Below are 23922 nucleotides of genomic sequence, written 5' to 3' on the forward strand. Positions count from 1 at the left end.
TCCTGACCGCCGGACTTCTTCTCCGGCGGTTTTATTTTTGTGGAGCAATACTATGTCGAATAAACCGTTTTTTTATCAGAACCCCTTCCCGCTTTCCCATGACGACACCGAATACTATCTGCTGACCAACGAGCACGTTTCCGTTGCCGAGTTCGACGGTCAGGAAGTCCTGAAAGTGGAGCCAGAAGCCCTGACCCTGCTGGCGCAGCAGGCCTTCCACGATGCCGCGTTTATGCTTCGTCCTTCCCATCAGAAGCAGGTTGCCGCGATCCTGAACGACCCGGAGGCCAGCCAGAACGACAAATACGTTGCCCTGCAGTTCCTGCGTAACTCTGAAATTGCCGCAAAAGGCGTGCTGCCAACCTGTCAGGATACCGGCACCGCGATCATCATGGGCAAAAAAGGCCAGCGCGTCTGGACCGGCGGCGGTGACGAAGCCGCTCTGAGCCTGGGCATCTATAACACCTACATTGAAGATAACCTGCGCTACTCGCAGAATGCGGCGCTGGATATGTATAAAGAGGTGAATACCGGCACCAACCTGCCCGCGCAGATTGACCTCTACAGCGTAGACGGCGACGAGTATAAATTCCTGTGCATGGCGAAAGGCGGCGGTTCTGCCAACAAAACCTATCTCTACCAGGAAACCAAAGCGCTGATCACTCCGGCGAAGCTGAAAAACTACCTGGTTGAGAAGATGCGCACCCTGGGTACCGCAGCCTGCCCGCCGTACCACATTGCCTTTGTTATCGGCGGAACCTCAGCAGAAGCCACGCTGAAAACCGTTAAGCTGGCTTCTACCCGCTACTACGATGCGCTGCCAACCGAAGGCAACGAACACGGTCAGGCGTTCCGTGATGTTCAGCTCGAACAGGAACTGCTTCAGGAAGCGCAGAACCTTGGTCTGGGCGCGCAGTTTGGCGGCAAATACTTTGCCCACGACATTCGCGTGATCCGCCTGCCGCGCCACGGTGCCTCCTGCCCAATCGGCATGGGCGTCTCCTGCTCCGCTGACCGTAATATCAAAGCGAAAATCAACCGCGACGGGATCTGGATTGAGAAGCTGGAACACAATCCGGGCCAGTATATTCCTGAGTCCCTGCGTCAACAGGGTGAAGGCGACGTGGTGAGCATCAATCTCGACAAGCCGATGAATGAGATCCTGGCGCAGCTTTCCGCGCACCCGGTCTCCACCCGCCTGTCGCTGAACGGCACCATCATCGTGGCGCGCGATATCGCCCACGCGAAGCTGAAAGAGCTGCTCGACAACGGGGAAGAACTGCCGCAGTACGTTAAAGATCACCCGATTTACTACGCAGGCCCGGCCAAAACGCCAGAAGGTTACGCGTCTGGCTCACTCGGCCCGACCACTGCGGGACGTATGGACTCCTATGTGGACTTACTGCAATCCCACGGCGCGAGCATGATCATGCTGGCGAAAGGTAACCGCAGCCAGCAGGTGACGGACGCCTGCCATAAACACGGCGGCTTCTACCTCGGCAGCATCGGCGGCCCGGCAGCGGTACTGGCGCAAAACAGCATCAAGAGCCTGGAGTGCGTCGCGTATCCGGAGCTGGGTATGGAAGCCATCTGGAAAATTGAAGTAGAGAACTTCCCGGCCTTTATCCTGGTAGATGACAAAGGCAACGATTTCTTCCAGCAGATCCAGAACAAGCAGTGCAAAGGCTGTTCACAGCGCTGAGTCTTTCCACAATGCCGGCAGCAGCGACAGCGTTTCATTAATTAACCCACGCTTGTCGCTGCCCGGTTTCCAGATCGTCACCATCGTTTGACCGATCCCCTGGCTGCCCACTTCGGTGTGCAGCCTTTTTACGTTTTGCCATCGCGCCGCCTGAAGATGCGTCGGCAAAAATCCCCAGCCGCACCCTTTCTCCAGCAGGCCGCGCAGCATCTCCAGCTCGTTGGTAAAAATCGTATGCCCGGAGATTTGCAGGCGACGCGCGACCGGCTCGTCAGACGCAGGGTGCATGACCACCTGCGGCACAAGGGAGAGGTCGAGGAGCGACACCGGCGACGCATTCTCCCTGAAAAGCACTTTCGAGGCGTAAAAATCCATATCAATGGCGCCGAGCGCCCGCCACTCCATCTCGTTACCGACGCTGCGATTGCGCGCCTGACAGATGCCCAGATCGGCCGCACCGCGCGCCAGCATCGCTTCCGCGTCGTCGCGCGAGGCGCAGGTCAAACTCAAACGAACGTTGCGCGTCGCCATTTTCGCCAGCAGCGCCTGCAAAAAAGCCCTTGGCGTAAACGGATCGTAAACGAGGGAAATGTCCTGCATCGCGCTGTCCGGCACCGCTCGGGCAAACGCCTCGAAGGCCCTCACCTGCCGCATCAGCAGATGGGCCTGACGCTGAAGCTGCTCCCCTTCCGGCGTTAATTGCAGGTGGCGCCCCTCGCGCACGAACAGCGCGTAGCCCAGACCGTCTTCCAGAAAATCGATCAGATCGCGCAAGGTGGTACGATCTTTTCCGATCTTGCTGGCCGCCTTTATCAGGCTGCCGTGCTCAGCCACGGCGGTGAACGCCTCCAGCTGGGCAAACGAATACATCAATGTTGCCACACCACACTCCCGTTAATTTACGGGGGATTTTCCCCCATAACGCGTTTTTTATTATAGACCGCGGGTTCGTAAACTGAAGCCCTTCCTGACCAAACGAGATCAACATGAAAAACAAAACCTTAAAACTCACTCTGCTTGCCGGTCTGGTTTTCAGCAGCCTGTTCTCCCCCGCCGTCATGGCTGCCTGTCACGGCAGCGAGCTGACGGCCTGTCCTGCCCCGTATGATGCAAAACTGCCGGATGCGCATGCTATGCTGACCTGGAGCCAGACCGACCGCGTCGTGGGCTTTCGTAATGACTACCGCAACTATGCGGGAGACGTGTTCCGCCACGGCAACGCTACGCCGCTGCTGGCGGCAGACAAACCGCTCACCGATGCCCGTTACCGGGTTAACGGCAAGACCTGGAACCTTCAGGATTACCTGAAACGCCAGAACGTCAGCGGAATGCTGGTGCTGAAGAACGGCAAAGTGGCCTATAAATATCTGGGTGAAGGCAATACCGACTCCACGCTCTGGACCTCGCGTTCCGTGGGAAAATCGGTGGTCTCCGCGCTGGTGGGGGTGGCGCTCAAGGAGGGGAAAATCCATTCCCTGGACGATCTCATCACCCAATATGAACCGGATTTAAAAGGCACCGCCTGGGACGGCGTAACGCTGAAACAGCTCATCACCCATACCTCCGGCGTGGAGTGGAACGAAGACTACACCAACCCAAAATCAGACTTCGCGCAGCTTACCGAGTGTGAAGCGAAGCCGGGCACCTACGACTGCGTGCGAACGCTGGTGAAGGGGTTACACCGCGAGCATCCCGCGGGCGAAAACTGGTCCTACTCCTCGGGCGGCGCATGGCTGCTGGGGGACGTGCTTGAACGCGCCACCGGCATGACGCTCGCGGCGTATCTGGAGAAAAGCATCTGGCAGCCTTACGGTATGGCGAGCGACGGCGTATGGCATGCCTACCGCAAAGGCCAGCACGACGTCGGCGCCCACGGCTTTAACGCCACGCTGGAAGACTGGGGCCGCTTCGGTCAATTCATCCTTCATAACGGCACATTGCCAAACGGGAAGTCGATCCTGCCCGCAGGCTGGGTGAAGCAGTCCGCAGACTGGACGCAGGCAACGGGATCGGTGTCGAAGGCGCACCCGAAAGGGTTATACGGCTATCAGTGGTGGAATAACGAAGTGCCCGCCACGGCCACGGGCGTTAAGCCTGCGGAGCAGGATTCGCTGAAAGATTCACTCTGGGCGCTGGGGATCTTTGGCCAGATGATTATGGTGAATCAAAAGGAAAACCTGGTCATCGTCCAGTGGTCAACCTGGCCGCAGGCGGAACCGTCATTCAGCGCCCAGCCGCTGGAAGCATCGCTGATGTTTAGCGCGATAGCTCAGGCGCTGCGCTGAATAGTGCACTTTATTGATATTACTGCCGCTCGTAGAAGGCGGCTAAGTTGTTGATCACGAGCACTCTGCGCGTTTCGCCCGGCGGCGCTACGCTTGCACGGGCCTACGGGTTTTGTAGGTCGGGTAAGCGTAGCGCCACCCGACAAGAAGGCGGCTAAATTGTTGATAGCGGGTTAGCCATCCATCTCGGCCAGGCCCTGCCTGGCTTCTCTTCTGCGCGATGTCACAAAACAGCGATATCAGCCACTTAGTGGAATATGGTGAATGAGAAATCAATGAATTGTTAAGTTATTGTTAGAACTGTAAATCCTGGTCAACGCCCTGTCATTGATGCACAGTACGCATCAGTTCATGCGCGATTTGCGCTTATTAAATTCCCTTTATTGAGCCAGTTTTCAGAAACAGACGAGCATAACGTCACGATAAAACTGGAGACAATCATGATTTCCTCGACCCCACCTGCAACCGTTCGTGCAAGAGCGGGCGCGATACTTCGCGTCACCTCCGGCAACTTCCTTGAGCAATTCGACTTCTTCCTGTTCGGGTTCTATGCCACCTACATCGCGCACACCTTCTTCCCGGCGAGCAGTGAATTTGCCTCGCTGATGATGACCTTCGCCGTTTTTGGCGCAGGTTTCCTGATGCGCCCTGTCGGCGCCATCGTCCTCGGGGCTTATATCGACAAAGTTGGCCGCCGCAAAGGGCTGATCGTCACGCTGTCGATTATGGCGGCGGGAACCTTCCTGATCGTGCTGATCCCCTCCTATGAGAGCATCGGCCTGTGGGCGCCGCTGTTGGTGCTAATGGGGCGCTTGCTGCAGGGCTTTTCCGCCGGAGCGGAGCTTGGCGGGGTGTCGGTCTATCTGGCGGAAATCGCCACGCCGGGCCGCAAGGGCTTTTATACCAGCTGGCAGTCCGGCAGCCAGCAGGTGGCGATTATGGTGGCGGCGGCAATGGGCTTTGCCCTGAACGCGCTGATGGAAGAGAGCGCCATCCGCGAATGGGGCTGGCGCATTCCTTTCCTGTTTGGCTGCTTAATCGTGCCGTTTATCTTTTTCCTGCGCCGTAAGCTTGAAGAGACGGAAGAATTTCGCGCGCGTCGCCACACGCTGGCGATGCGTCAGGTCTTTACCACCCTGCTGGCGAACTGGCCGGTTGTGGTTGCGGGCATGCTGATGGTGGCGATGACCACCACTGCGTTCTATCTGATCACCGTCTACGCGCCGACCTTCGGCAAAAAGGTGTTGATGCTGAGCGCCTCTGACAGCCTGCTGGTCACGCTGCTGGTGGCGATCTCTAACTTTATCTGGCTGCCGGTAGGCGGCGCGCTGTCGGACCGCTTCGGACGCAAACCGGTACTGATTGCCATGACGCTTCTGGCGCTGGCGACCAGCTACCCGGCGCTAACGCTGCTGGCGCAGGCCCCAAGCTTCTCCATGATGCTGAGCGTGCTGCTGTGGCTCTCTTTCCTGTACGGCCTGTATAACGGCGCGATGATCCCGGCGCTAACGGAGATCATGCCGGTTGAGGTGCGAGTGGCCGGGTTCTCACTGGCGTACAGCCTGGCTACTGCCGTCTTCGGCGGGTTTACGCCAGTCATTTCAACGGCCCTGATTGAGTACACCGGCGATAAAGCCTCTCCGGGCTACTGGATGAGCTTCGCGGCAGTCTGTGCCATGCTGGCAACGCTCTATCTCTACCGTCGCAGCGCGCTGCATTTGCAAACGGCCCGTTAATCCGGCGAGGATGATATGCACACATTTATACGTACAGGACTGACCGGGCTGGTATTGCTGGCAACCAGCGCAGCGGCGCTGGCCCAGGAGGTGACCGTCATGATCTCGGGCGGTTTTAAAGCCGCCCTGGAAAAGCTCGCGCCGGAATATGAACACCGCACCGGGGATAAAATTGTGATTATCCCCGGCCCCTCAATGGGCACTACGCCGCAGGCGATCCCTAACCGCCTGGCGCGCGGTGAAAAAGCGGACGTAGTGATTATGGTCGGTGATGCGCTGGAGAAGCTTGAAAAAACCAGCCAGACCCTGCCGGGCTCGCGAACTGAACTCGCAGATTCCCCCGTTGGCATGGTGGTGAAAAAAGGTGCGGATGTCCCTGATATCAGCAGCGAGGCGACTCTGCGTAACGCGCTGCTACAGGCCAGCTCCATCGCCTACTCTGACAGCGCCAGCGGCAGGTATGTCAGCCAGGCGTTGTTCAAAAAGCTGGGGATTGAAAAGGAAGTGGCGGGCAAAGCGACAATGGTCGAACGTATTCCGGTCGCCTCAGAAGTGGCGAAAGGAAAATACGCCGTGGGTTTCCAGCAGGTCAGCGAGCTGCTGCCGGTTCAGGGCGTCACCTTTATCGGGAAAATTCCTGATAATCTGCAATACATCACGCGCTTTGCGGGTGCGGTCACCCGCCATGCAGAGCATCCCACGGAGGGGAAAGCGCTGCTGACCTATCTCGCCTCACCGCCCTCCAGGACCGTCATCGAGAAGACGGGGATGATCCCCGTTACGTCCGGCGGTACTGCGCGGTGATCTGCTTTTCCAGTTCAGCCGCAATGTAAGACTGGATGCGCCCCCGGCGCCGGATAAGCCCCACGGTACGTTTCACTTCCGGTGCCACCAGCGGCAGATGCGTCAGCAACGTGTGCGCTGACGTCGGCATCGACATGGCGGGCACGGCAGCAATGCCAATCCCCGCCTCCACCATCCCCAGCATCGTGGTAACGTGGCGCGTTTCACAGACGCTGGGGCGCTCGGGAACGATATTCCCCAGCATCCTGTCGAGCAGGTTACGGTTGCCTGACGTTTTATCGAGGGAGATATAATCCTGCTGATAAAATGCCTTCCACGTCAGGTGACTCTTCTGCGCCAGCGGGTGATCCTTTCTGCACGCCGCAACATAGACATCCTCCACCAGCTGGAAAAATTCAATTTCCGACGGTAAGTTTCCTGCGAAGGAGATGCCAAAATCCGCCTGGCTTCGGGCCACAGCGTCAATCACATTCCCCGCGCTGCTGTCGATGATCTTAATGCGAACGCGCGGATAGCGGGACTGAAAACGACGGATCACATCAGGCATAAAGTAACAGGCGGCGGAAGGTACCGTGGCAACCGTAATCAGCCCCGTCCGCTCTTCACTGACTTTATCAACATCCGCGAGCATTGACTCAACGTTGTCGAGCAGCTGCGCGGAGCGTTCAGCAAAGTTTTGCCCGTATAACGTTAAGGCCACGCGGCGGGTGGTACGATCGAACAGCCGGTTTCCCAGCGCGGCTTCCAGCTTTTCAATCCTGCGGCTCAGCGCCGACTGGGATAAGCAGATAGATTCAGCAGCGACACGGAAGTTACCGTATTCCACTAACGCTCTGAAAGCATAAAGATCGTTAAGGTCAAAATTCACGGGCATAGCGTCTGGATGTCCTGTCAGGGAATACGCAACAAAGTCAAAAATAATAGCGTCTTATTGACCTACCGCAACCGGTGCGGTGTAGAAATACCTCAGAGGTCGTTGAGATGCAGGCGAACATACCCGGCGCGATCGGCAAGGGCCTGCCGCTCCTCTTCCTTCATGTTCGCAAGCTGTTTAAAGACGATGCCCAGGCGGGGATTGTTACCCAGACGCGCCTGATTGCGCGCAAAGAAATCCCAGTAAAGGGCATTGAAGGGACACGCCAGCTCTCCGGTACGCTGATTGTGCTGATACCGGCAGCCCTGACAGTAGTTACTCATCTTATGAATATATGACGCGCTTGAGACGTAGGGCTTACTGGCCAGTAACCCGCCATCGCCAAACTGGCTCATGCCGAGGGTATTGGGCAGCTCCACCCATTCAAAGGCATCAATGTAGACCCCCAGATACCATTCATGAACCGCCTGGGGCGACAGGCCGCTGAGCAGGCTAAAGTTCCCGATGACCATCAGGCGCTGGATATGGTGGGCGTAAGCCTCGGTGAGCGACTGCCCAACGGCATGCGCCAGGCAGCGCATTTGCGTCTTGCCCGTCCAGAACCAGTCCGGCAGCGGGGCGTGCTGGTCTAAGGCATTCAGCTCCCGGTAGCCCGGCATCTGCGACCAGTAAATCCCGCGCACGTACTCCCGCCATCCGAGAATCTGTCGGATAAACCCTTCAATGGCAGGCAGCGGCGCATGGCCCGAACGCCATGCCTGCTGGGCGGCAGCCACCACTTCCCGCGGATTAAGCATTTTGGTGTTCAGCGCGAATGAAATTAACGAGTGGAAAAGAAATGGCTCCTCCGCGTGCATCGCATCCTGCCAGGCACCAAACTGCGGGAGCACGTGAGTGATAAAGTCATCCAGCCCGGCTTTGGCTTCCGCACGGTTGAGCGGCCAGCGAAAATTCCCGGCCTGCGGTTCGCCAAAGGTGTTTACGCCGCAGCGTTGGATCTCCGCCCATAAGGCTGAATAATCGTGGAGCGGACGCGAGTCGCCCGGCGCGGGCGGCTCGCCGGACCAGCGCCTGCGGTTTTCAGCATCAAAATTCCATTTTCCCCCTTCCGGCTCGCCTTCTGACGTCAACAGTATGCCGTGCTGACGACGCATTTCCCGGTAAAAGTACTCCATTCGCCAGCTTTTGCGCGTTGCAAAGAACGCGCTCACCTGTTCACGGGTGGTGAAGAAATGCTCGCTGCTGACGCAGGCCGTTTCGACGGAGACCGTTTTCGCCCACGCCTGCAGCTGGGTATCAAGCCGCCATTCGTCGGGCTCCTGCCACAACACCCTTTCCGCGCCGTAGTGCGCGACAAGCGCGTTGAGATTATCTTCCAGCGCGCCGCGGTTGGAGCTGTCAGAGAGCCGGACATACCTCACCCGATGTCCTTTCTCCTTTAACGAAGAGGCAAACGCGCGCATGGCCGCGAAGATGGCGATAACTTTCTGGGCGTGGTGAAGCACATACGCGGTTTCTGCCCGCAGTTCCAGCATCACGTAAATGACATTCGGATTGCAGTCATCAAACCAGCCGTGGTGTGGATTAAGCTGATCGCCCAGAATCAGGCGCAGTTCGGTCAACGGTGGCTCCTGCGACAACGCTCAGAACAGTATTTGACCTCATCCCAGCATTTCGCCCATTTCTTTCGCCACGTCATAGGCCGCTGGCAGTGCACGCATGCTCGGCTGGGCAGATCCTGCTTGTTACCTTTGAAATCGCTCATTTTTCAATACCGTACTGATTTCTTCACTGAACCTGTGGGCTAAGGCTACGACAGACTTCACAAAATGAAGGTGATGCCCGCAAACCGCTACCCACCGCTACGTACGAATGATAGTTTATTCAGGCCGGAATTGTCGCAGTGAGCGATTTTCTGGCATCTTAACCAAACCTGACTTTCCCATTTTGTTCAAGTGACGAGTTTGCGAGCAAAGCGATGATTAAGTGGCCCTGGAAAACGAATGAGGCTGGCCGGGATATGGCGCTGCCGTGGGATGACGCGCTGGCGATCCCTGTTCTGGCTAATCTTAAGCCGGATGAACAATCGAAACTGGTTCAGATGGCGGATCGTTTTTTGCAGCAAAAACGCCTGGTTCCGCTGCAGGGGTTCGAGCTGGATCCGCTGAAAAATACCCGTATCGCCCTGCTTTTCTGTCTGCCGGTGCTGGAGCTTGGCATTGAGTGGCTGGATGGCTTCCACGAAGTGCTGATCTACCCGGCCCCCTTTATCGTCGATGACGAGTGGGAAGATGACATCGGGCTGGTGCACAACCAGCGCGTGGTGCAGTCCGGTCAGAGCTGGCAGCAAGGGCCGATCATCCTTAACTGGCTGGATATTCAGGACTCGTTTGATGCCTCAGGCTTCAACCTGATTATTCATGAAGTGGCGCACAAGCTGGATACCCGCAACGGCGATCGCGCCAGCGGCGTGCCGCTGATCCCGCTTCGTGAAGTGGCCGGATGGGAGCACGACCTGCATGCGGCGATGGAGAATATCCAGGATGAGATAGACCTGGTGGGTGAAAGCGCGGCCAGTATTGATGCCTATGCCGCAACCGATCCTGCCGAGTGTTTTGCGGTGCTGTCAGAGTATTTCTTTAGCGCACCGGAACTCTTTGCGCCGCGATTCCCGGCGCTGTGGCAGCGTTTTTGCCAGTTTTACCAGCAGGATCCGTTGCAGCGTCTGCGGCAAAACGAAGAGCCCGCCGGTAATCCGTCCCGCCAGGTCCATTAAGCTTTTTCAGCAGGGGGACGCGCGGAGCAGCGTACCCCTATGCTCACCAGCAAAAACAGCAGCGCCATTCCCCATGCGGCAGCAATTAAAAACGACTCACCGTAAAAGCGGGTTACGACAGGCACCAGCATCGCACTCACCCCGTATCCTAACGTATGGCTGGTGGCGATAACGCCCGCCCCTTTCCCTGTCGTCAGCCTGTCGTTTAGCAGCAGTTGATAGCCCGGCGTGGCCATTGCCGCCCCCAGCGACGTGATGACGATCCCCACATAGAACAGCGCCACATCCGCGAGACACATCACCCCAAGTCCTGCCACCATTAACACCGCCGCGATGCAGAGCAGCGTCATCGGGCTGAAATGCTGCGGGCGAACCACCAGAAACTGCGCCGCGAGTGTGGCCAGTGCGGCCAGGCTCAGCAGCATCGCAACATGATGGCTGATTTGCACCGGGTCGCCCTGGAGCAACGGATGCAGATGCGGTGACAGGCCAAGCTGCATCAGGCTCACCAGCGCCGCCAGCAGCAGTGCCAGCCCCAGAAACGGTAGCATCGATACCTTCAGCCGCGTCGACTGGTGCGCCACCGGCGGCAGCGGCGGATCGGCCACTTCCCGCAGCACCAGCAGCAGCGCGATGAAAGGTGCTATTGCCATTAGCCAGAGCGGCGCCACCGGGTTAACGCTAAGCATCAGCGCTGCCAGCGGCGGCCCCAGCAGACGTCCGCAGCTGAGACCCGAGCTAATGGTCGCCAGCGCCGCCATTCTCTTCTCCAGACCCGCGCGCTGAATGCCCCACGTCTGCGCGGCTGGCACCAGCCCGGAGACCGTCAGGCCGTACAGCGTGCGCGAGAGAACAAGCCCCGCCAGCCCCCACAAAGCATTTAACACGCCGTTGCTCATCGCCCAGACCACCAGCGCCATCACCAGGAAACTGGCCAGATAACCACCGAGGGAGGCGATCATGACCACCTTGCAGCCGTGCCGCTCGCTCTGTCGCCCCCACCAGGGAGAGGCGGGTAAAAAGAGCATTGAGCCAAACATCAGTAGCCCCGCCCAGACGGAGAGTGAGAGTCCGGTCAGGCTGACCAGCTGCGGCAGCATGACCAGCAAACCATTTTGCCCGATACCTAATAAACCGGCGCACAGCGCCAGGGGCCAGTTCGCTTTCGGGATGACATTGTCCATCAGAGTTTCAGAGGTTGAGCGCATAGAATTGTGAAGATAGTGTCAATAAATATGTGGAAATTATGAAGTTTATGAAAACAAATATTGCAAAAATAGTTGCGACTGTAAACAGAATGAATATCATAACGAGAATTATTATCAGTCATGGAATGAGGTACTTTTATGCGTGCTCTGCCCCGCTCCGCCGGTACAGACGTTGCGGCCCAGTGTTTTTTGAACGCGCTGCTGCGCGAAACGAAGGACTGGCACTATCACCCCGCTACCGCTGCGGATGAGTTATCGCAGATTCATATCCCGCTTTCCCAGACCCAGGCTATTCGGGTTCCAGTACGCTATTTTTCGCCTACCCAGCATCACCAGTATCGTTTTCCGGCAACGCTGCTCCACGCCGACAGCGATAGCGGTGACGCCGTCACCTTTACGCAATTAGTTGATTTAATTCTTGAAAAAGCCTCCGTAAAAGGCTCACTGGATAGCGAAACGCTGGCACGCTTTAAACAACGCGTCCTTGAAAGCCATGCGCATACCTGGCAGGCGATCGATCTGCGCCACAGCTGGGCAACCTTGCGCGATAAACCGCTGACGTTTGCCGAGGCGGAACAGGCGCTGCTGGTCGGCCACGCGTTTCACCCTGCGCCAAAATCCCACGAGCCGTTCAGCGAAACCGAGGCGCGGCGCTATCTGCCTGATTTCGCCTCCCGCTTCCCGCTGCGCTGGTTTGCCGTTGAGAGCACGCTTATTGCCGGTGATAGCCTGAACGTCTCCCTGCGCGAACGTCTGCTGCGCTTCGCCGCACAGAGCGCGCCTGAGCTGCTCGGCCACTTCACCGACACCCGCTGGCTGCTGCCGATGCATCCGTGGCAGGCCGACTATCTGCTGGAGCAGGCGTGGTGCCAGCGTCTGGCGGAAAAAGGTTCATTGCAGGATCTGGGCGAAGCGGGCGCGCAGTGGCTGCCCACCAGCTCGTCACGCTCGCTGTACAGCGAAACCAACAGCGACATGATTAAGTTCTCCCTCAGCGTGCGCCTGACCAACTCCGTGCGCACGCTGTCGGTGAAAGAAGTGAAGCGCGGGATGCGCCTGGCGCGCCTGGCGAAAACGGAACGCTGGCAAGGTTTGCAGGCACGCTACCCGACCATGCGCGTGATGCAGGAAGACGGCTGGGCTGGTCTGCGTGACGAAAACGGCATCGTTCAGGAAGAGAGCCTGATGGCCCTGCGCGTCAATCTGCTGTTCGATACGCCAGACACCCAGACCAACGTGCTGGTGAGCCTGACCCAGGCCGCGCCGGACGGCGGTGACAGCCTGCTGGCCGCGGCGGTGCGCCGTCTCAGCCAGCGTCTGGAATTACCGCTCGACCGGGCCGCCCGCTGCTGGCTCGACGCCTATTGCGACCGCGTGTTACTCCCGCTGTTCAGCGCCGAGGCGGACTACGGCCTTGTCCTGCTGGCACACCAGCAGAATATCCTCGTTGAAATGCAGCAGGATTTCCCCGTCGGGCTTATCTACCGCGACTGCCAGGGCAGTGCATGGACCGAAGGGGCCGATGCGTGGCTGAAAGAGGCGGGTGAAACGGAGGTGGAAAACCGCTTCGGCGACAGCCAGCTGCTGCGCTACTTCCCGTACTACCTGCTGCTGAACTCTACCCTTGCCGTCACCGCCGCCCTTGCCGCCGCCGGTTTTGACAGCGAGGAGAGCCTGATGTCCCGGGTGCGCGACGCGCTGGCCGAACTGCGCAAGACGGCATTGCAGACCCGCTGCCTCGACTACGTGCTCGACAGCCCGACCTGGAACTGCAAAGGCAACTTCTTCTGCTACCTGCACGATCGCAATGAAAACACCATCGTCGATCCGGCGGTGATCTATTTCGACTTTAGCAACCCGTTTTACAAGGAGAAGGCGTGATGGCCATTGCGAATATCGTCCATTCCGGCTACGGCTTTCGCTGCACAGCCACGGAAAAAAACCTGCCGCTGACGCTGGGTCTTGACGGCAGCGCGGTGCTGGAGCGTCTGAACGGGATCCCGGACGGCTGGCTGGCCGAGGCGCTGGATCAGCTGTTTGTTGCCGCACCCACGCTGACCGGCATCACCCTGCCCTGGGCAACCTGGCAGGATGAACCGCAGGCGCAGGCGCTGTTTCGTCTGGCAAGCGGGGATTATCTGGCGCGTGAAACCTTCTGGCAGCTGCCGCTGTGGCTAAAAGGCGAACAGCCGCAGTCCAGCGGCGGGATGCAGTTTGATGAGAGCCGTCAGCTGTACTTCCCGCTGCGTCCTCGCCGCCCGCAGGGCGAAGTGTACCGCCGTTACGATCCGCAAATTAAGCGCACCCTGAGCTTCCGCGTGGCCGACGTGACGCTGGACGGCGAGCGTTTTACCCAATGGATGAACAACCCGCGCGTGAACGCCTTCTGGGAGATGGCGGGCCCGCAGGCCGAGCAGGAAAGCTACCTGCGTCGCCAGCTTGACTCGACCTACTGCTACCCGGTTATCGGCTGCTTTGACGACCAGCCGTTCGGCTATTTTGAACTCTACTGGGCGGCGGAAGACCGCATTGGCCGTCACTATCGCTGGCAGCCGTTTGACCGCGGGCTGCACATGCTGGTGGGTGAAGAAAACTGGCGCGGCGCGCAGTACATCCGCAGTTGGCTGCGCGGCCTGAGCCACTATTTATATCTCGATGAGCCGCGCACCGCGCGCATTGTCGCCGAGCCGCGCTTCGACAATCAGCGCCTGTTCCGCCATCTGGCATCCGCCGGTTTTGACACGATGAAAGAGTTCGACTTCCCGCACAAGCGCTCGCGCCTCATCATGAGCCAGCGTCACCGCTTCTTCAGCGAGGTGGGCCTGTGAACGCACTCTGGCAGAAAGTGAACCGCGAAATGGTGGCGAAGATCCTCGCCGAGCTGGAATACGAAGGCACCCTGCGCGCTGAGCAGGTTTCGTCGGGAGTCTGGCGCATCACCATGGGCAGAGAGTCCTGGCAGTTTCGCGCCGCTCGTGGGATCTGGGGCTGGCTGCACATCGATCCTGCCAGCCTGACCACCGCCAGCGGCGAAGCCGTCGAAGCGGAAAGCGCACTCCTGCAGCTCGCAACAGTGCTGGAGATGAGCGACGCGCAAACGGCAGAGCACATGGAAGATCTCTACGCCACGCTGCGCGGCGATATGCAGCTGCTTCAGGCGCGTGAAGCGCTTGACGCGGACGCGCTGATCCACCTCGACCCGGACGAATTACAGTGTCTGATGAGCGGTCACCCGAAGTTTATTTTCAACAAAGGTCGCCGCGGCTGGGGGCTGGACGCGCTGCGTCAGTACGCGCCTGAGTATCTCGGACGTTTCCGCCTGCACTGGGTCGCCGTTCAGCGGGAGCATCTTGTCTGGAGCAGCGACGCCGATTGCGATATCAACGCTCTGCTGGCCAGCGCCATGGACAACGCCGAGCGCGCCCGCTTTGACGCCCGCTGGCAGGCGCTAGGTCTGAACGATAGCTGGCTGCCGGTGCCGCTGCACCCGTGGCAGTGGCAGCAGAAGATCGCCATTCATTTCCTGGCGCAGCTGGCGCGCGGTGAAATGGTTGAGCTGGGCGAATTTGGCGATGAGTATCTGGCGCAGCAGTCCCTGCGCACCCTCACTAACGCCAGCCGTCGCGCGTCGTATGACATCAAGCTTCCGCTGACTATCTACAACACCTCCTGCTATCGCGGCATTCCGGGCAAGTACATTGCCGCCGGGCCGCTGGCCTCGCGCTGGCTGCAGCAGCAGTTTGCCACCGATGCCACGCTTGCCCGCTCAGGCGCGCAGGTGCTTGGCGAACCCGCCGCCGGATATCTGTCGCATCCGGGCTATGCCGCGTTGCCGAAAGCGCCCTACCGCTATCAGGAGATGCTGGGGGTGATCTGGCGCGAGACCCCATCCTGTTATTTAGAGGACGGTGAACAGGCGGTGCTGATGGCGGCGCTGATGGAAACCGACAACGCAGGGCGCCCACTGATCGATGCGTGGATTAACCGTTCGGGGTTAAGCGCCGACGCGTGGCTGGAAAAGCTGTTTGAAGCAACGGTGATCCCGTTCTACCACCTGCTCTGCCGCTACGGCGTGGCGCTGATCGCCCACGGCCAGAACGTGACGCTGGTGATGAATGACTACGTCCCGCAGCGCATCCTGCTGAAAGATTTCCAGGGCGATATGCGCCTGGTGGATGAAGACTTCCCGCAGGCGCAGAGCCTGCCGGAGCAGGTGAAGGCCGTCACGGCGCGCCTCAGCGCGGATTACATCATTCACGACCTGCAAACCGGCAACTTTGTGACGGTGCTGCGCTTTATCTCGCGCCTCACCCTGCAATGCGGCGTTAGCGAAACGCGCTTCTATCAGATTCTGGCCAAGGTATTACGTGGCTATATGGCTGCACACCCGGATCTGGCAGAACGCTTCGCCAAATTCGATCTCTTCAAGCCGCAGATTATTCGCGTGATCCTCAACCCGGTCAAACTGACCTTCTCCGAACACGACGGCGGCAGCCGCATGCTGCCGAACTACGTTACCGATCTTGATAACCCTCTTTTTCTGGCCTCCCGGGAGTCAGCGCAATGAAAACCTATGATTTCATCGGCATTGGTATTGGCCCGTTTAACCTCAGCATCGCCGCTCTGGCCGAAGGGCTGGACGGTTTTAGCTCGCTGTTCCTTGAGCGTAAACCGCACTTCTCCTGGCACCCGGGGATGATGGTGCCGGACTGTCACATGCAGACCAGCTTCCTGAAGGATCTGGTCAGCGCCGTGGAGCCGACCAACCGCCACAGCTTCCTGAACTACCTGGTGCAGCGTAAAAAGTTCTACCGCTTTCTGACCACCGAGCAGCGCACCGTCTCCCGCGAGGAGTTTGCGGACTACCTGTGCTGGGCGGCGGAAAATCTCACCAACCTGTCATTCAGCCAACAGGTGCAGCAGGTGAGCTTTGATGAGACAAGCGGCCTGTTTGAGGTGGTGACCCAGCGGGACCGCTTCCTGGCGCGCCACGTCTGCGTGGGGATTGGTAAACAGATCAACCTGCCTGACTGCGTCACGATGCAGGACGATACCTGCTTCCACGCCAGCGAGATGATGCTGCGCACGCCGGATCTCGCGGGCAAGCGCGTCACCGTGATCGGCGGCGGCCAGAGCGGGGCCGATCTGTTCCTGAATATCTTCCGCGGCGAATGGGGCCAGCCGCGGAGCCTGAACTGGGTATCGCGCCGCAACAACTACAACGCGCTGGATGAAGCTGCCTTTGCCAACGAATACTTTACGCCAGAGTACGTGGACAGCTTCTCCACGCTCGGTGAAGAGTCGCGTCGCCAGATGCTGCACGAGCAAAAGATGACCTCTGACGGTATTACCACGGAATCGCTGCTGGCGATTTACCGCGCCATGTACCACCGCTTTGAAGTGCTGCGTGAAAAACCCTGGGCTCACCTCCTGCCATCCCGCTCGGTGACGGCCCTCACGCGCCAGGAAAACGGACATCGCCTGAGCATTCAGCATCATCTTGATGGCGGTCAGGAACAGCTGGAGAGCGACGTGGTGATTTTCGCCACCGGCTACCGCGCCGTGCAGCCTGCGTTCCTCGCGCCGCTGTCTCACCGCCTCCATCGGGATACGGATGAGGCCTTCTGCATTAACAACGATTTCACCCTTGAATGGGACGGCCCGCAGAGCAACCGCCTGTTTGCCGTAAACGCCGGGATGCACCGTCTCGGCATTGCCGAACCCCAGCTCAGCCTGATGGCCTGGCGCGCGGCGCGAATTCTGAATCGCGCGCACGATGAAGAGCCGTTTGAACTGGCTACCACCCCTGGCGTTATCCACTGGCGAAGCACCGCCAGCCCGGAAAGTAGCCAGGTTTTTAAATCTTTAGCAAAAACGACCGAGTACTGACACACACATTCAGGATCAACATAACAATGAAACGTTCTCATCTTTGGGTTTTAAATCCTTGCTTGTTTGCAATGCTTTCTACCTCTGCGTGGGCGGAAGAACAAAAGGAAGAAGATATCGTGGTCTCTGCCAGCCGTGCTCACCGCAGCGTGGCTGAGATGGCGCAGACCACCTGGGTCATTGAACGGGCTGAAATTGAGCAGCAGGTTCAGGGCGGAAAAGAGATTAAAGAAGTGCTGGCCCAGCTGATCCCGGGCATGGACGTCAGCAGCCAGGGGCGCACCAACTACGGCATGAACCTGCGCGGTCGTTCGATGATGGTGATGGTGGACGGCGTGCGTCTGAACTCGTCACGCAGCGACAGCCGCCAGCTCGACTCTATCGATCCGTTCAATATCGATCGTATCGAAGTGATCTCCGGTGCCACCTCGCTCTATGGCGGCGGCAGCACCGGCGGCCTGGTGAACATCGTCACCAAAAAGGGCCAGCCGGATACCGAAGTGGAGTTCCAGACCGGGACAAAGAGCGGGTTTAACAGCCACAACGATCACGATGAGAACGTGTCGGCAGCCGTCAGCGGCGGCAACGATAAGGCCTCCGGTCGTCTGTCGGTGTCGTATCAGCGCTACGGTGGCTGGTATGACGGCAACGGCGACGAGGTGATTATCGATAACACCCAGACCGGCCTGCAGTATTCCGACCGTATTGACGTGATGGGCACGGGTACCATCAACATTGACGATCATCAGCAGCTGCAGCTCACCACGCAGTACTACAAGAGCGAGTCCGACGGGAAGCATGGTCTGTTCCTCGGCGAAAACTTCTCGGCGGTGACGGGCGATGCAAAAGCCTACAACAAAGACAACCTCAACTCCGATCGTATCCCCGGTACCGAGCGCCACCTGATTAACCTGCAGTACTCGAATACCGATTTCTGGGGCCAGGACCTGGTCGCGCAGATTTACTATCGCGATGAGAGCCTGACCTACTACCCGTTCCCGACGCTGAGTAAAGGCGCGGTAACCAGCATTGGCGCATCCCAGCAGAAAACCGACTTTTACGGCGGCAAGCTGACGCTGAACAGCAAGCCGGTGGATGATTTGACCCTCACCTGGGGTGTCGATGCTGACCATGAAACCTTCGATGCCAACCAGCAGTTCTTCGATCTGAGTAAAGCGGCGGCAAGCGGCGGTATGGATCTGGAAAATGCCTACAACGTGGGCCGTTATCCGGGTTACAGCATTACCAACCTTGCCCCGTTCCTGCAGGCCAGCTATGACATTGATGCCATCACTCTGAGCGGCGGCGTGCGCTATCAATACACTGAAAACAAGGTGGATGACTTTGTTGGTTACGCCCAGCAGCAGGCCATCGCTAACGGGAAAGCCACCTCCGCCGACGCGGTGCCGGGTGGGAAAACGGATTACAACAACTTCCTGTTTAACGCCGGGATACTCGGTCGCCTGACCGAACAGCAGCAGCTGTGGTTTAACTTCTCGCAAGGCTTCGAAATTCCGGACCTGGCGAAATACTACGGCTCTGGCACCTACCAGCTCGTCGACGGCCACTATCGCCTGCTGAACAGCGTGAACGTGAACGACTCGACTCTGGACGGGATCAAGGTCAACGCCTACGAGCTGGGCTGGCGTTTCACCGGCGACAACCTGCGCACGCAGGTCGCGGCGTACTACTCGCTCTCGGATAAAACCATCACCATCAACAAGAGTGACATGACCATCAACCTCGAAGACGATAAACGTCGTATTTACGGGGTAGAAGGCCAGGTGGACTACTTCTTCACCGACAGCGACTGGAGCACCGGCGCGAACTTTAACGCCATTAAGTCTGAGACGCGTGAAAACGGAAAATGGGAGAAGCTGACGGTCGACAGCGCCAGCCCGTCGAAGGCCAGCGCATGGGTTAACTGGGCACCGGGCGACTGGGCGTTGCGCGTGCAGAGCACGCAGACCTTTGACGTGTCTGACGCCGACGGTAAGAAGATCGATGGCTATAACACCATTGATTTCCTGGGCAGCTACGCCCTGCCGGTGGGCAAGGTCAGCTTCAGCGTGGAAAACCTGCTGGACAAAGACTACACCACCGCCTGGGGCCAGCGCGCGCCGGGGCTGTATAGCCCAACCTATGGCGCACCGGGCCTGTATACCTATAAAGGTCGCGGACGCACCTTTGGTCTGAACTACTCCGTACTGTTCTGATCCTGCGCGCCGCCTGCGGGCGGCGCATATTGCTGTGTAATTTCAACGCGAATTTGCTATAAAATCAGCGATTTGCTGAAATTGTCGGCAAACGAACGAAAAGTTTACTTTCCCCCTTTGACAAGGGGAACGCAGGTCGATAATATTCGCCCCGTTCACACGATTCCTCTGTAGTTCAGTCGGTAGAACGGCGGACTGTTAATCCGTATGTCACTGGTTCGAGTCCAGTCAGAGGAGCCAAATTTGAAAAGCCTGCTTTTAAAGCAGGCTTTTTGCTTTTCTGCGTCTCTGATGTTAATTCAGAATCGCATCCAGCCTGGCAAGCACCTCATTTACAACGGCGTCAGGTATGCGTTCCAGCCGCATGCCGTTCCGGGCAACCATATCAATGGTTCTGGGCTGGTCGCAGCGAATAACGCCCGTTGTTTTTGTCCCCGCCCCTTCCAGTGAAACGGTGAAACCTGCAGTGCGAGCAAAGTTTCCGCCGCTGGTGACGGGAACCACTACCGGTAGCCGGGTCAGCTTGTTAAACGATGCCTTCGATACGATGAGTACCGGACGTTTTCCACTTTGCTCGTGGCCAGCAATCGGATCCAGTGAAACAAGCCAGATTTCCCCTCTGTCCATTTACAGGATCTCCTTGCCTACCGCAGGCGCATCAATCCATTCCCGCTCCTCTTCGCTCATTTCAGCGTGCGGATCGCACTGCGCCAGCAGCTCCTCAAGCGAATAATGAGGCCGTTTCTGGGGTTCGATAATCAGGCAGCCATTATTAATGGTCATGCCGACTTCGCTGTCCGTCGAGAGCTCCAGCGTTTTCAGCACGGCGGGAGGAACCGCCAGCATGATGGATCCGCCGACCTTTTTCAGACGAGTTGTATACATAGCGCACCTCCGAATATTATATTTTAATATAACATCCATAGATTTTGCAGTTCAAAGGATTATGGCGGATAGGATAAACGAAATGCGAGGCGGCTTCCGGATCGGAGCTATGTCGGAGCCAAGTTGAGGCCTCCTCTCTCACGGCTTCATAACGATACGGCCAAGCGGTTTCGCTGTCTCAGCGAATTCGTGGGCTGCGGCGGCGTTAGCCAGGGGGAAGACACGGTCAATGACAACCCTGATGCGCCCTGCTGCCACAGCCTGCAACATGCCGTCCACACTTGTCCGAACGCCGGGCCTTTCAAAAAGGGGCCCCATGAATACTCCCATGAGAGTCTGGTTAGACTGCATTGGCGGCCACAAGTCGACAGTCAGACTGCCACCGCCCGCATTACCGACGAAGACGAGACGTCCTTGCGGAGCGAGTGCAGAAAGCGAAACAGGCAACGTCGTCCCTACCGGATCGATGACGAGGTCAACACCGGCGCCACGGGTGCACTCTCGGACACTGTCAACGATGTTGTCCTCTACACGATCCACGACATAATCGGCACCCAATTCAAGCAACCGACTTCTTCGCTGCGTCCCGCTTGCCACAGCGATAACCGTCGCGCCTGCTTGTGAGGCAAGCTGAACGGCCGCGAGCCCCACGCCCCCTGCTGCTGCCTGAATCAGGACGGTTTCTCCATGCCGGAGCATGCCTCGAGTGAAAAGGCAATGATGCGCGGTTCCAAAAGAAATCGGTACCACCGCCGCGTCTGCTGCATCCACCCCATCCGGTATAAGCCAGGTTCGTTCCGCAGGCACAGCCCAACGTTCCGCATGCGATCCCTGCATGCTAAACGCAGTCACTCTGTCTCCAACCCTGCGATGACGGACTTTCGAACCGACGGCAACCACTGTGCCCGCGGCCGCGTAGCCAACGATCCACGAAGGAAGAGGCGGCGGAGTTGAACGCCGGTTGATCAGATCTCCCCCCTCAATCGAGATTGCCTCGACAGAAATCAGGACGTCATCAGGCCCTGCGACCGGATCCGGGACATCAATGTATTGCAGGACGTCGGGAGCGCCTTCCACGTCATAAACCGCTGCTTTCATTAATTTTCCTCTGTCATATCAAGACCCGTAGGAAACCGCTAGATTTGATGGCAGGTGAGTACCGATTACGATCATAGAGCGCCTGCCGTCCGAAGGGGAAAACGGCTTCGCGTGTTGTCATGTTTGTACCTTTGTAATGGGGCGAAATCTGTCCGGTGAACACAAAGACACTTTACAGGTGCCAGATCGGGCGGATAAACCAGCGACGTTTTCCATCATTCTTTATAAGCTGCTCAAGGGTTCTTCCCATCGTGCTATTCCCTCTCTAAAAACTATCCTTTCAACTGAGCGACAAGCCCGGCCAGCGCAGCGCTATCGGGCAAGCCAGCAGCTAGATCTGGTAATCAATCGCCACTTCTTCCGGCTCCATTACCTGACGTTTAATCTCGTCCACAGACAGCCCGGCATTGCATAGCTCGATAAAGCGCCAGACATAGTTGCGCTGCAGCTGTCCGCGCTTCAGCCCAAGCCAGACGGTATTGGCGTCAAACAGGTGACGCGTATCAAGACGCACGAGGTTCCCGTCTTCGCGTTCCCCGCTGGACTGTTCCGCCACCAGGCCAATGCCCAGACCCAGCTCGACGTAGGTTTTGATCACATCGGAGTCCTGCGCGCTCAGCACCACGTCCGGCGTTAGCCCTTTGCGGTTGAAGGCTTCATCAATACGCGAGCGTCCGGTAATGCCCTGGCGGTAAGTGATCAGCGGCCATTTCGCAATGTCTTCCAGCGTCAGGGGAGAGACCTGATTCAGCGGATGATCGACTGGGAGTAATAAACTGTGGTACCAGCGGAACCACGGGAAGGCCACCAGCAGCGGATCGTTGCTCAGACGCTCGCTGGCGATGCCGATATCTGCCCCGCCGTTTTGCAGCAGCACTTCAATTTCCTGCGGCGTGCCCTGAATAAGCTCCAGACGGACATCTGGGAAAAGTTCGCGGAAGGCTTTAATCACCGGCGGCAGGCTGTAGCGCGCCTGGGTGTGGGTAGTGGCGATGGTGAGCACGCCCGAGGCGTCATTGGTGAAGAGATCCGCCAGACGACGCACGTTGCTGGCCTCGTTGAGGATCCGCTCAGCGATGGTCAGCAATGCCTTGCCCGGCTCCGTCATCCCAAGCAGACGCTTGCCGCGACGGATAAAAATCTCTATCCCCAGTTCCTCTTCCAGCTCGCGAATATGGCGGCTGACGCCAGACTGGGATGTATAAAGCATGTTAGCGACTTCGGTCAGGTTGTAGTCCCGCCTGGCCGCCTCACGGATAATTTTAAGTTGCTGGAAATTCACGATTCACTCCGGCGCATCTGACATAGCTCTATTGTTAGAGTCAGCTGAGCTGCAGAACAAATAATAAAAACCAGCATCTTATGCTTTTATGGAATATCAACTCACGAGCTGGAGTTCACGGTTCTCAAGCGACGGCTTGCTGACCAGCGACATCAAAATCTCTTTTACCGCCTGCGCCTGCGGCGACAGCGATCCGCGTGCGGACATGTTCAGCGACAGCGGCAGGCTCATTGAAGGCGTGGTGATGCGCGCCATCCAGCCGTTTGCCGCACTGCACAGCGAGCGGGCGGCAGATTCCGGCAGGACCGTCACTCCCATTCCGCTGGCAATCGCTGCGGTCAGCGTGGAAATAGAATCAATTTCGCCAATAATTTTGGCCGTCAGGCGGCGCAGGGAGAACGCTTCATCCACGCGCACGCGCACCGCGCTGTAATCGCGCGGCAGGAAGAGATTCATCTCGGCCACGGCGGTTAAATCAACGCTCTGACCCGGGCAGTCGCGGGTGCCGACCAGATATAGATCTTCTTTCAGCAGCGGCTGGCTGGTGATCCCGGCGACGGGAGAGCGATCGTAAAGGACGGCCATATCCAGCTGGCCGTTGAGCAGTTTGTCATTCAGAACGGAACCGCTGTTTTCGTGCAGGTAGACCAGCACTTCAGGCAGTTCAGAGCGAACGGCCTGCAGCAGTGGCATGGTGATAGACGATGCCGCGGTTCCTGGCGCTAAACCAATGGAAACGTGGCCGCTCAGGGTCTGGCCGACATTGTTCACCGCCAGCTGCGCCTGTTCACACTGACGCAGAATAGTGCGGGCATGGGTATACAAAATTTTGCCTGCTTCTGTTGGCGTCACGCCGCGCTTGGTGCGGATCAGCAATTGCTGATCCATCTCGCCTTCCAGCGTAGCCACCTGCTGGCTCAGCGCAGGCTGCGCGATATGCAGCACTTCTGCCGCTTGAGTCAGGCTGCCGATATCGACGATTTTTACGAAGTATTTCAGTCGTCTTAAGTTCATTTTGCCCCCTGTTCAAAAAACTGTGCCGGAACCGGCTGTCGTTGTTGAACTGGTTTTGCAATATGAATGCCAGTTTTGCGAAGAGGTCTGATTTGTTGCTAAGCGGCTGAAAATAAGGAAAGCTAATCATGGATGGGGGTTTAATGACTGAAA

General features: G+C 58.1%; 20 protein-coding genes, 1 tRNA gene and 1 pseudogene. 11 read left to right on the forward strand and 11 right to left on the reverse strand.

Annotated features, from left to right (window positions below; all coding sequences use genetic code 11):
* Positions 1 to 52 precede the first annotated feature (52 nt).
* A complete protein-coding gene (fumA, locus tag EXW94_RS06930) occupies positions 53 to 1702 on the forward strand; it encodes a class I fumarate hydratase FumA (protein ID WP_126816920.1) in 1650 nt (549 codons plus the stop codon).
* Here the strand turns inward: fumA and EXW94_RS06935 are convergent.
* Entirely contained in the window at positions 1691 to 2572 is an 882-nt protein-coding gene (locus EXW94_RS06935) for a LysR family transcriptional regulator (RefSeq protein WP_174339944.1), read from the reverse strand. The two genes, fumA and EXW94_RS06935, sit on opposite strands and share 12 nt — an antisense overlap.
* A 116-nt stretch (positions 2573 to 2688) precedes the next feature.
* Here EXW94_RS06935 and EXW94_RS06940 point away from each other — a divergent pair, with 116 nt between their 5' ends.
* The 3 genes from EXW94_RS06940 (at position 2689) to EXW94_RS06950 (ending at position 6527) form a co-directional block, all read left to right on the forward strand.
* Positions 2689 to 3987, forward strand: coding sequence for a serine hydrolase (locus tag EXW94_RS06940; RefSeq protein WP_174339767.1), 1299 nt, complete (start codon positions 2689 to 2691; stop codon positions 3985 to 3987).
* A 440-nt stretch (positions 3988 to 4427) separates the two neighbouring features.
* The gene (locus EXW94_RS06945; RefSeq protein ID WP_120157903.1) at positions 4428 to 5723 is read left to right on the forward strand and encodes an MFS transporter; all 1296 of its coding nucleotides are present in this window, start codon (positions 4428 to 4430) and stop codon (positions 5721 to 5723) included.
* 15 nt (positions 5724 to 5738) lie between these two features.
* A complete protein-coding gene (locus EXW94_RS06950; RefSeq protein ID WP_108417529.1) occupies positions 5739 to 6527 on the forward strand; it encodes a substrate-binding domain-containing protein in 789 nt (262 codons plus the stop codon).
* Here the strand turns inward: EXW94_RS06950 and EXW94_RS06955 are convergent.
* The 3 genes from EXW94_RS06955 to EXW94_RS06965 form a co-directional block, all read right to left on the reverse strand.
* The gene (locus EXW94_RS06955; protein ID WP_174339768.1) at positions 6502 to 7401 is read right to left on the reverse strand and encodes a LysR family transcriptional regulator; all 900 of its coding nucleotides are present in this window, start codon (positions 7399 to 7401) and stop codon (positions 6502 to 6504) included. The genes EXW94_RS06950 and EXW94_RS06955 overlap by 26 nt on opposite strands.
* Positions 7402 to 7493: 92 nt before the next feature.
* Positions 7494 to 9023 carry a cryptochrome/photolyase family protein gene (locus EXW94_RS06960; protein WP_174339769.1) on the reverse strand — a complete coding sequence of 510 codons (1530 nt, stop codon included), beginning with the start codon at positions 9021 to 9023 and terminating at the stop codon, positions 7494 to 7496.
* On the reverse strand, positions 9020 to 9166 hold the full coding sequence (locus EXW94_RS06965; protein WP_074147234.1) for a DUF2256 domain-containing protein: 147 nt from the start codon (positions 9164 to 9166) through the stop codon (positions 9020 to 9022). Before EXW94_RS06965 ends, EXW94_RS06960 begins: the two co-directional genes overlap by 4 nt.
* A gap of 213 nt (positions 9167 to 9379) precedes the next feature.
* Here EXW94_RS06965 and mtfA point away from each other — a divergent pair, with 213 nt between their 5' ends.
* On the forward strand, positions 9380 to 10177 hold the full coding sequence (mtfA, locus tag EXW94_RS06970; protein ID WP_174339770.1) for a DgsA anti-repressor MtfA: 798 nt from the start codon (positions 9380 to 9382) through the stop codon (positions 10175 to 10177).
* Here the strand turns inward: mtfA and EXW94_RS06975 are convergent.
* Positions 10174 to 11385, reverse strand: a complete 1212-nt coding sequence (locus EXW94_RS06975; protein WP_174339771.1) for an MFS transporter — start codon at positions 11383 to 11385, stop codon at positions 10174 to 10176. The two genes, mtfA and EXW94_RS06975, sit on opposite strands and share 4 nt — an antisense overlap.
* Before the next feature lie 138 nt (positions 11386 to 11523).
* On the opposite strand from EXW94_RS06975, the gene EXW94_RS06980 reads away from it, so the two are divergent.
* The 6 genes from EXW94_RS06980 (at position 11524) to EXW94_RS07005 (ending at position 19730) form a co-directional block, all read left to right on the forward strand.
* Positions 11524 to 13266 carry an IucA/IucC family siderophore biosynthesis protein gene (locus EXW94_RS06980; protein ID WP_174339772.1) on the forward strand — a complete coding sequence of 581 codons (1743 nt, stop codon included), beginning with the start codon at positions 11524 to 11526 and terminating at the stop codon, positions 13264 to 13266.
* A complete protein-coding gene (locus EXW94_RS06985; RefSeq protein WP_120157895.1) occupies positions 13266 to 14213 on the forward strand; it encodes a GNAT family N-acetyltransferase in 948 nt (315 codons plus the stop codon). Before EXW94_RS06980 ends, EXW94_RS06985 begins: the two co-directional genes overlap by 1 nt.
* Positions 14210 to 15952, forward strand: a complete 1743-nt coding sequence (gene iucC / locus EXW94_RS06990; protein ID WP_309232510.1) for an aerobactin synthase IucC — start codon at positions 14210 to 14212, stop codon at positions 15950 to 15952. Before EXW94_RS06985 ends, iucC begins: the two co-directional genes overlap by 4 nt.
* Entirely contained in the window at positions 15949 to 17274 is a 1326-nt protein-coding gene (locus EXW94_RS06995) for a lysine N(6)-hydroxylase/L-ornithine N(5)-oxygenase family protein (protein ID WP_174339773.1), read from the forward strand. The genes iucC and EXW94_RS06995 overlap by 4 nt, the downstream gene beginning before the upstream one ends.
* A 26-nt stretch (positions 17275 to 17300) precedes the next feature.
* Positions 17301 to 19490 carry a TonB-dependent siderophore receptor gene (locus EXW94_RS07000; protein WP_174339774.1) on the forward strand — a complete coding sequence of 730 codons (2190 nt, stop codon included), beginning with the start codon at positions 17301 to 17303 and terminating at the stop codon, positions 19488 to 19490.
* A 164-nt stretch (positions 19491 to 19654) separates the two neighbouring features.
* Positions 19655 to 19730: transfer RNA gene (locus EXW94_RS07005), tRNA-Asn, on the forward strand.
* 54 nt (positions 19731 to 19784) lie between these two features.
* Here EXW94_RS07005 and EXW94_RS07010 read toward each other — a convergent pair.
* The 6 genes and pseudogenes from EXW94_RS07010 to nac form a co-directional block, all read right to left on the reverse strand.
* Positions 19785 to 20117, reverse strand: a complete 333-nt coding sequence (locus EXW94_RS07010; RefSeq protein WP_174339775.1) for a type II toxin-antitoxin system PemK/MazF family toxin — start codon at positions 20115 to 20117, stop codon at positions 19785 to 19787.
* Positions 20118 to 20375 carry an antitoxin gene (locus EXW94_RS07015; RefSeq protein WP_045286302.1) on the reverse strand — a complete coding sequence of 86 codons (258 nt, stop codon included), beginning with the start codon at positions 20373 to 20375 and terminating at the stop codon, positions 20118 to 20120.
* Positions 20376 to 20513: 138 nt separating this feature from the next.
* Positions 20514 to 21473 (reverse strand): zinc-binding alcohol dehydrogenase family protein, encoded by a 960-nt coding sequence (locus tag EXW94_RS07020; RefSeq protein ID WP_174339776.1) that lies wholly within the window; start codon positions 21471 to 21473, stop codon positions 20514 to 20516.
* Positions 21474 to 21495: 22 nt separating this feature from the next.
* A pseudogene (locus tag EXW94_RS07025) lies at positions 21496 to 21594 on the reverse strand (RidA family protein); the annotation flags it as partial.
* A gap of 210 nt (positions 21595 to 21804) precedes the next feature.
* Positions 21805 to 22755 carry an HTH-type transcriptional regulator Cbl gene (gene cbl, locus EXW94_RS07030; RefSeq protein ID WP_010432106.1) on the reverse strand — a complete coding sequence of 317 codons (951 nt, stop codon included), beginning with the start codon at positions 22753 to 22755 and terminating at the stop codon, positions 21805 to 21807.
* Positions 22756 to 22851: 96 nt separating this feature from the next.
* Complete coding sequence (nac, locus tag EXW94_RS07035; protein WP_174339777.1) at positions 22852 to 23769, reverse strand: nitrogen assimilation transcriptional regulator NAC; 918 nt, start codon at positions 23767 to 23769, stop codon at positions 22852 to 22854.
* Positions 23770 to 23922: the final 153 nt, after the last annotated feature.

The organism is Enterobacter sp. JMULE2 (assembly GCF_013337145.1).
Classification (GTDB): Bacteria; Pseudomonadota; Gammaproteobacteria; order Enterobacterales; family Enterobacteriaceae; genus Enterobacter; species Enterobacter mori.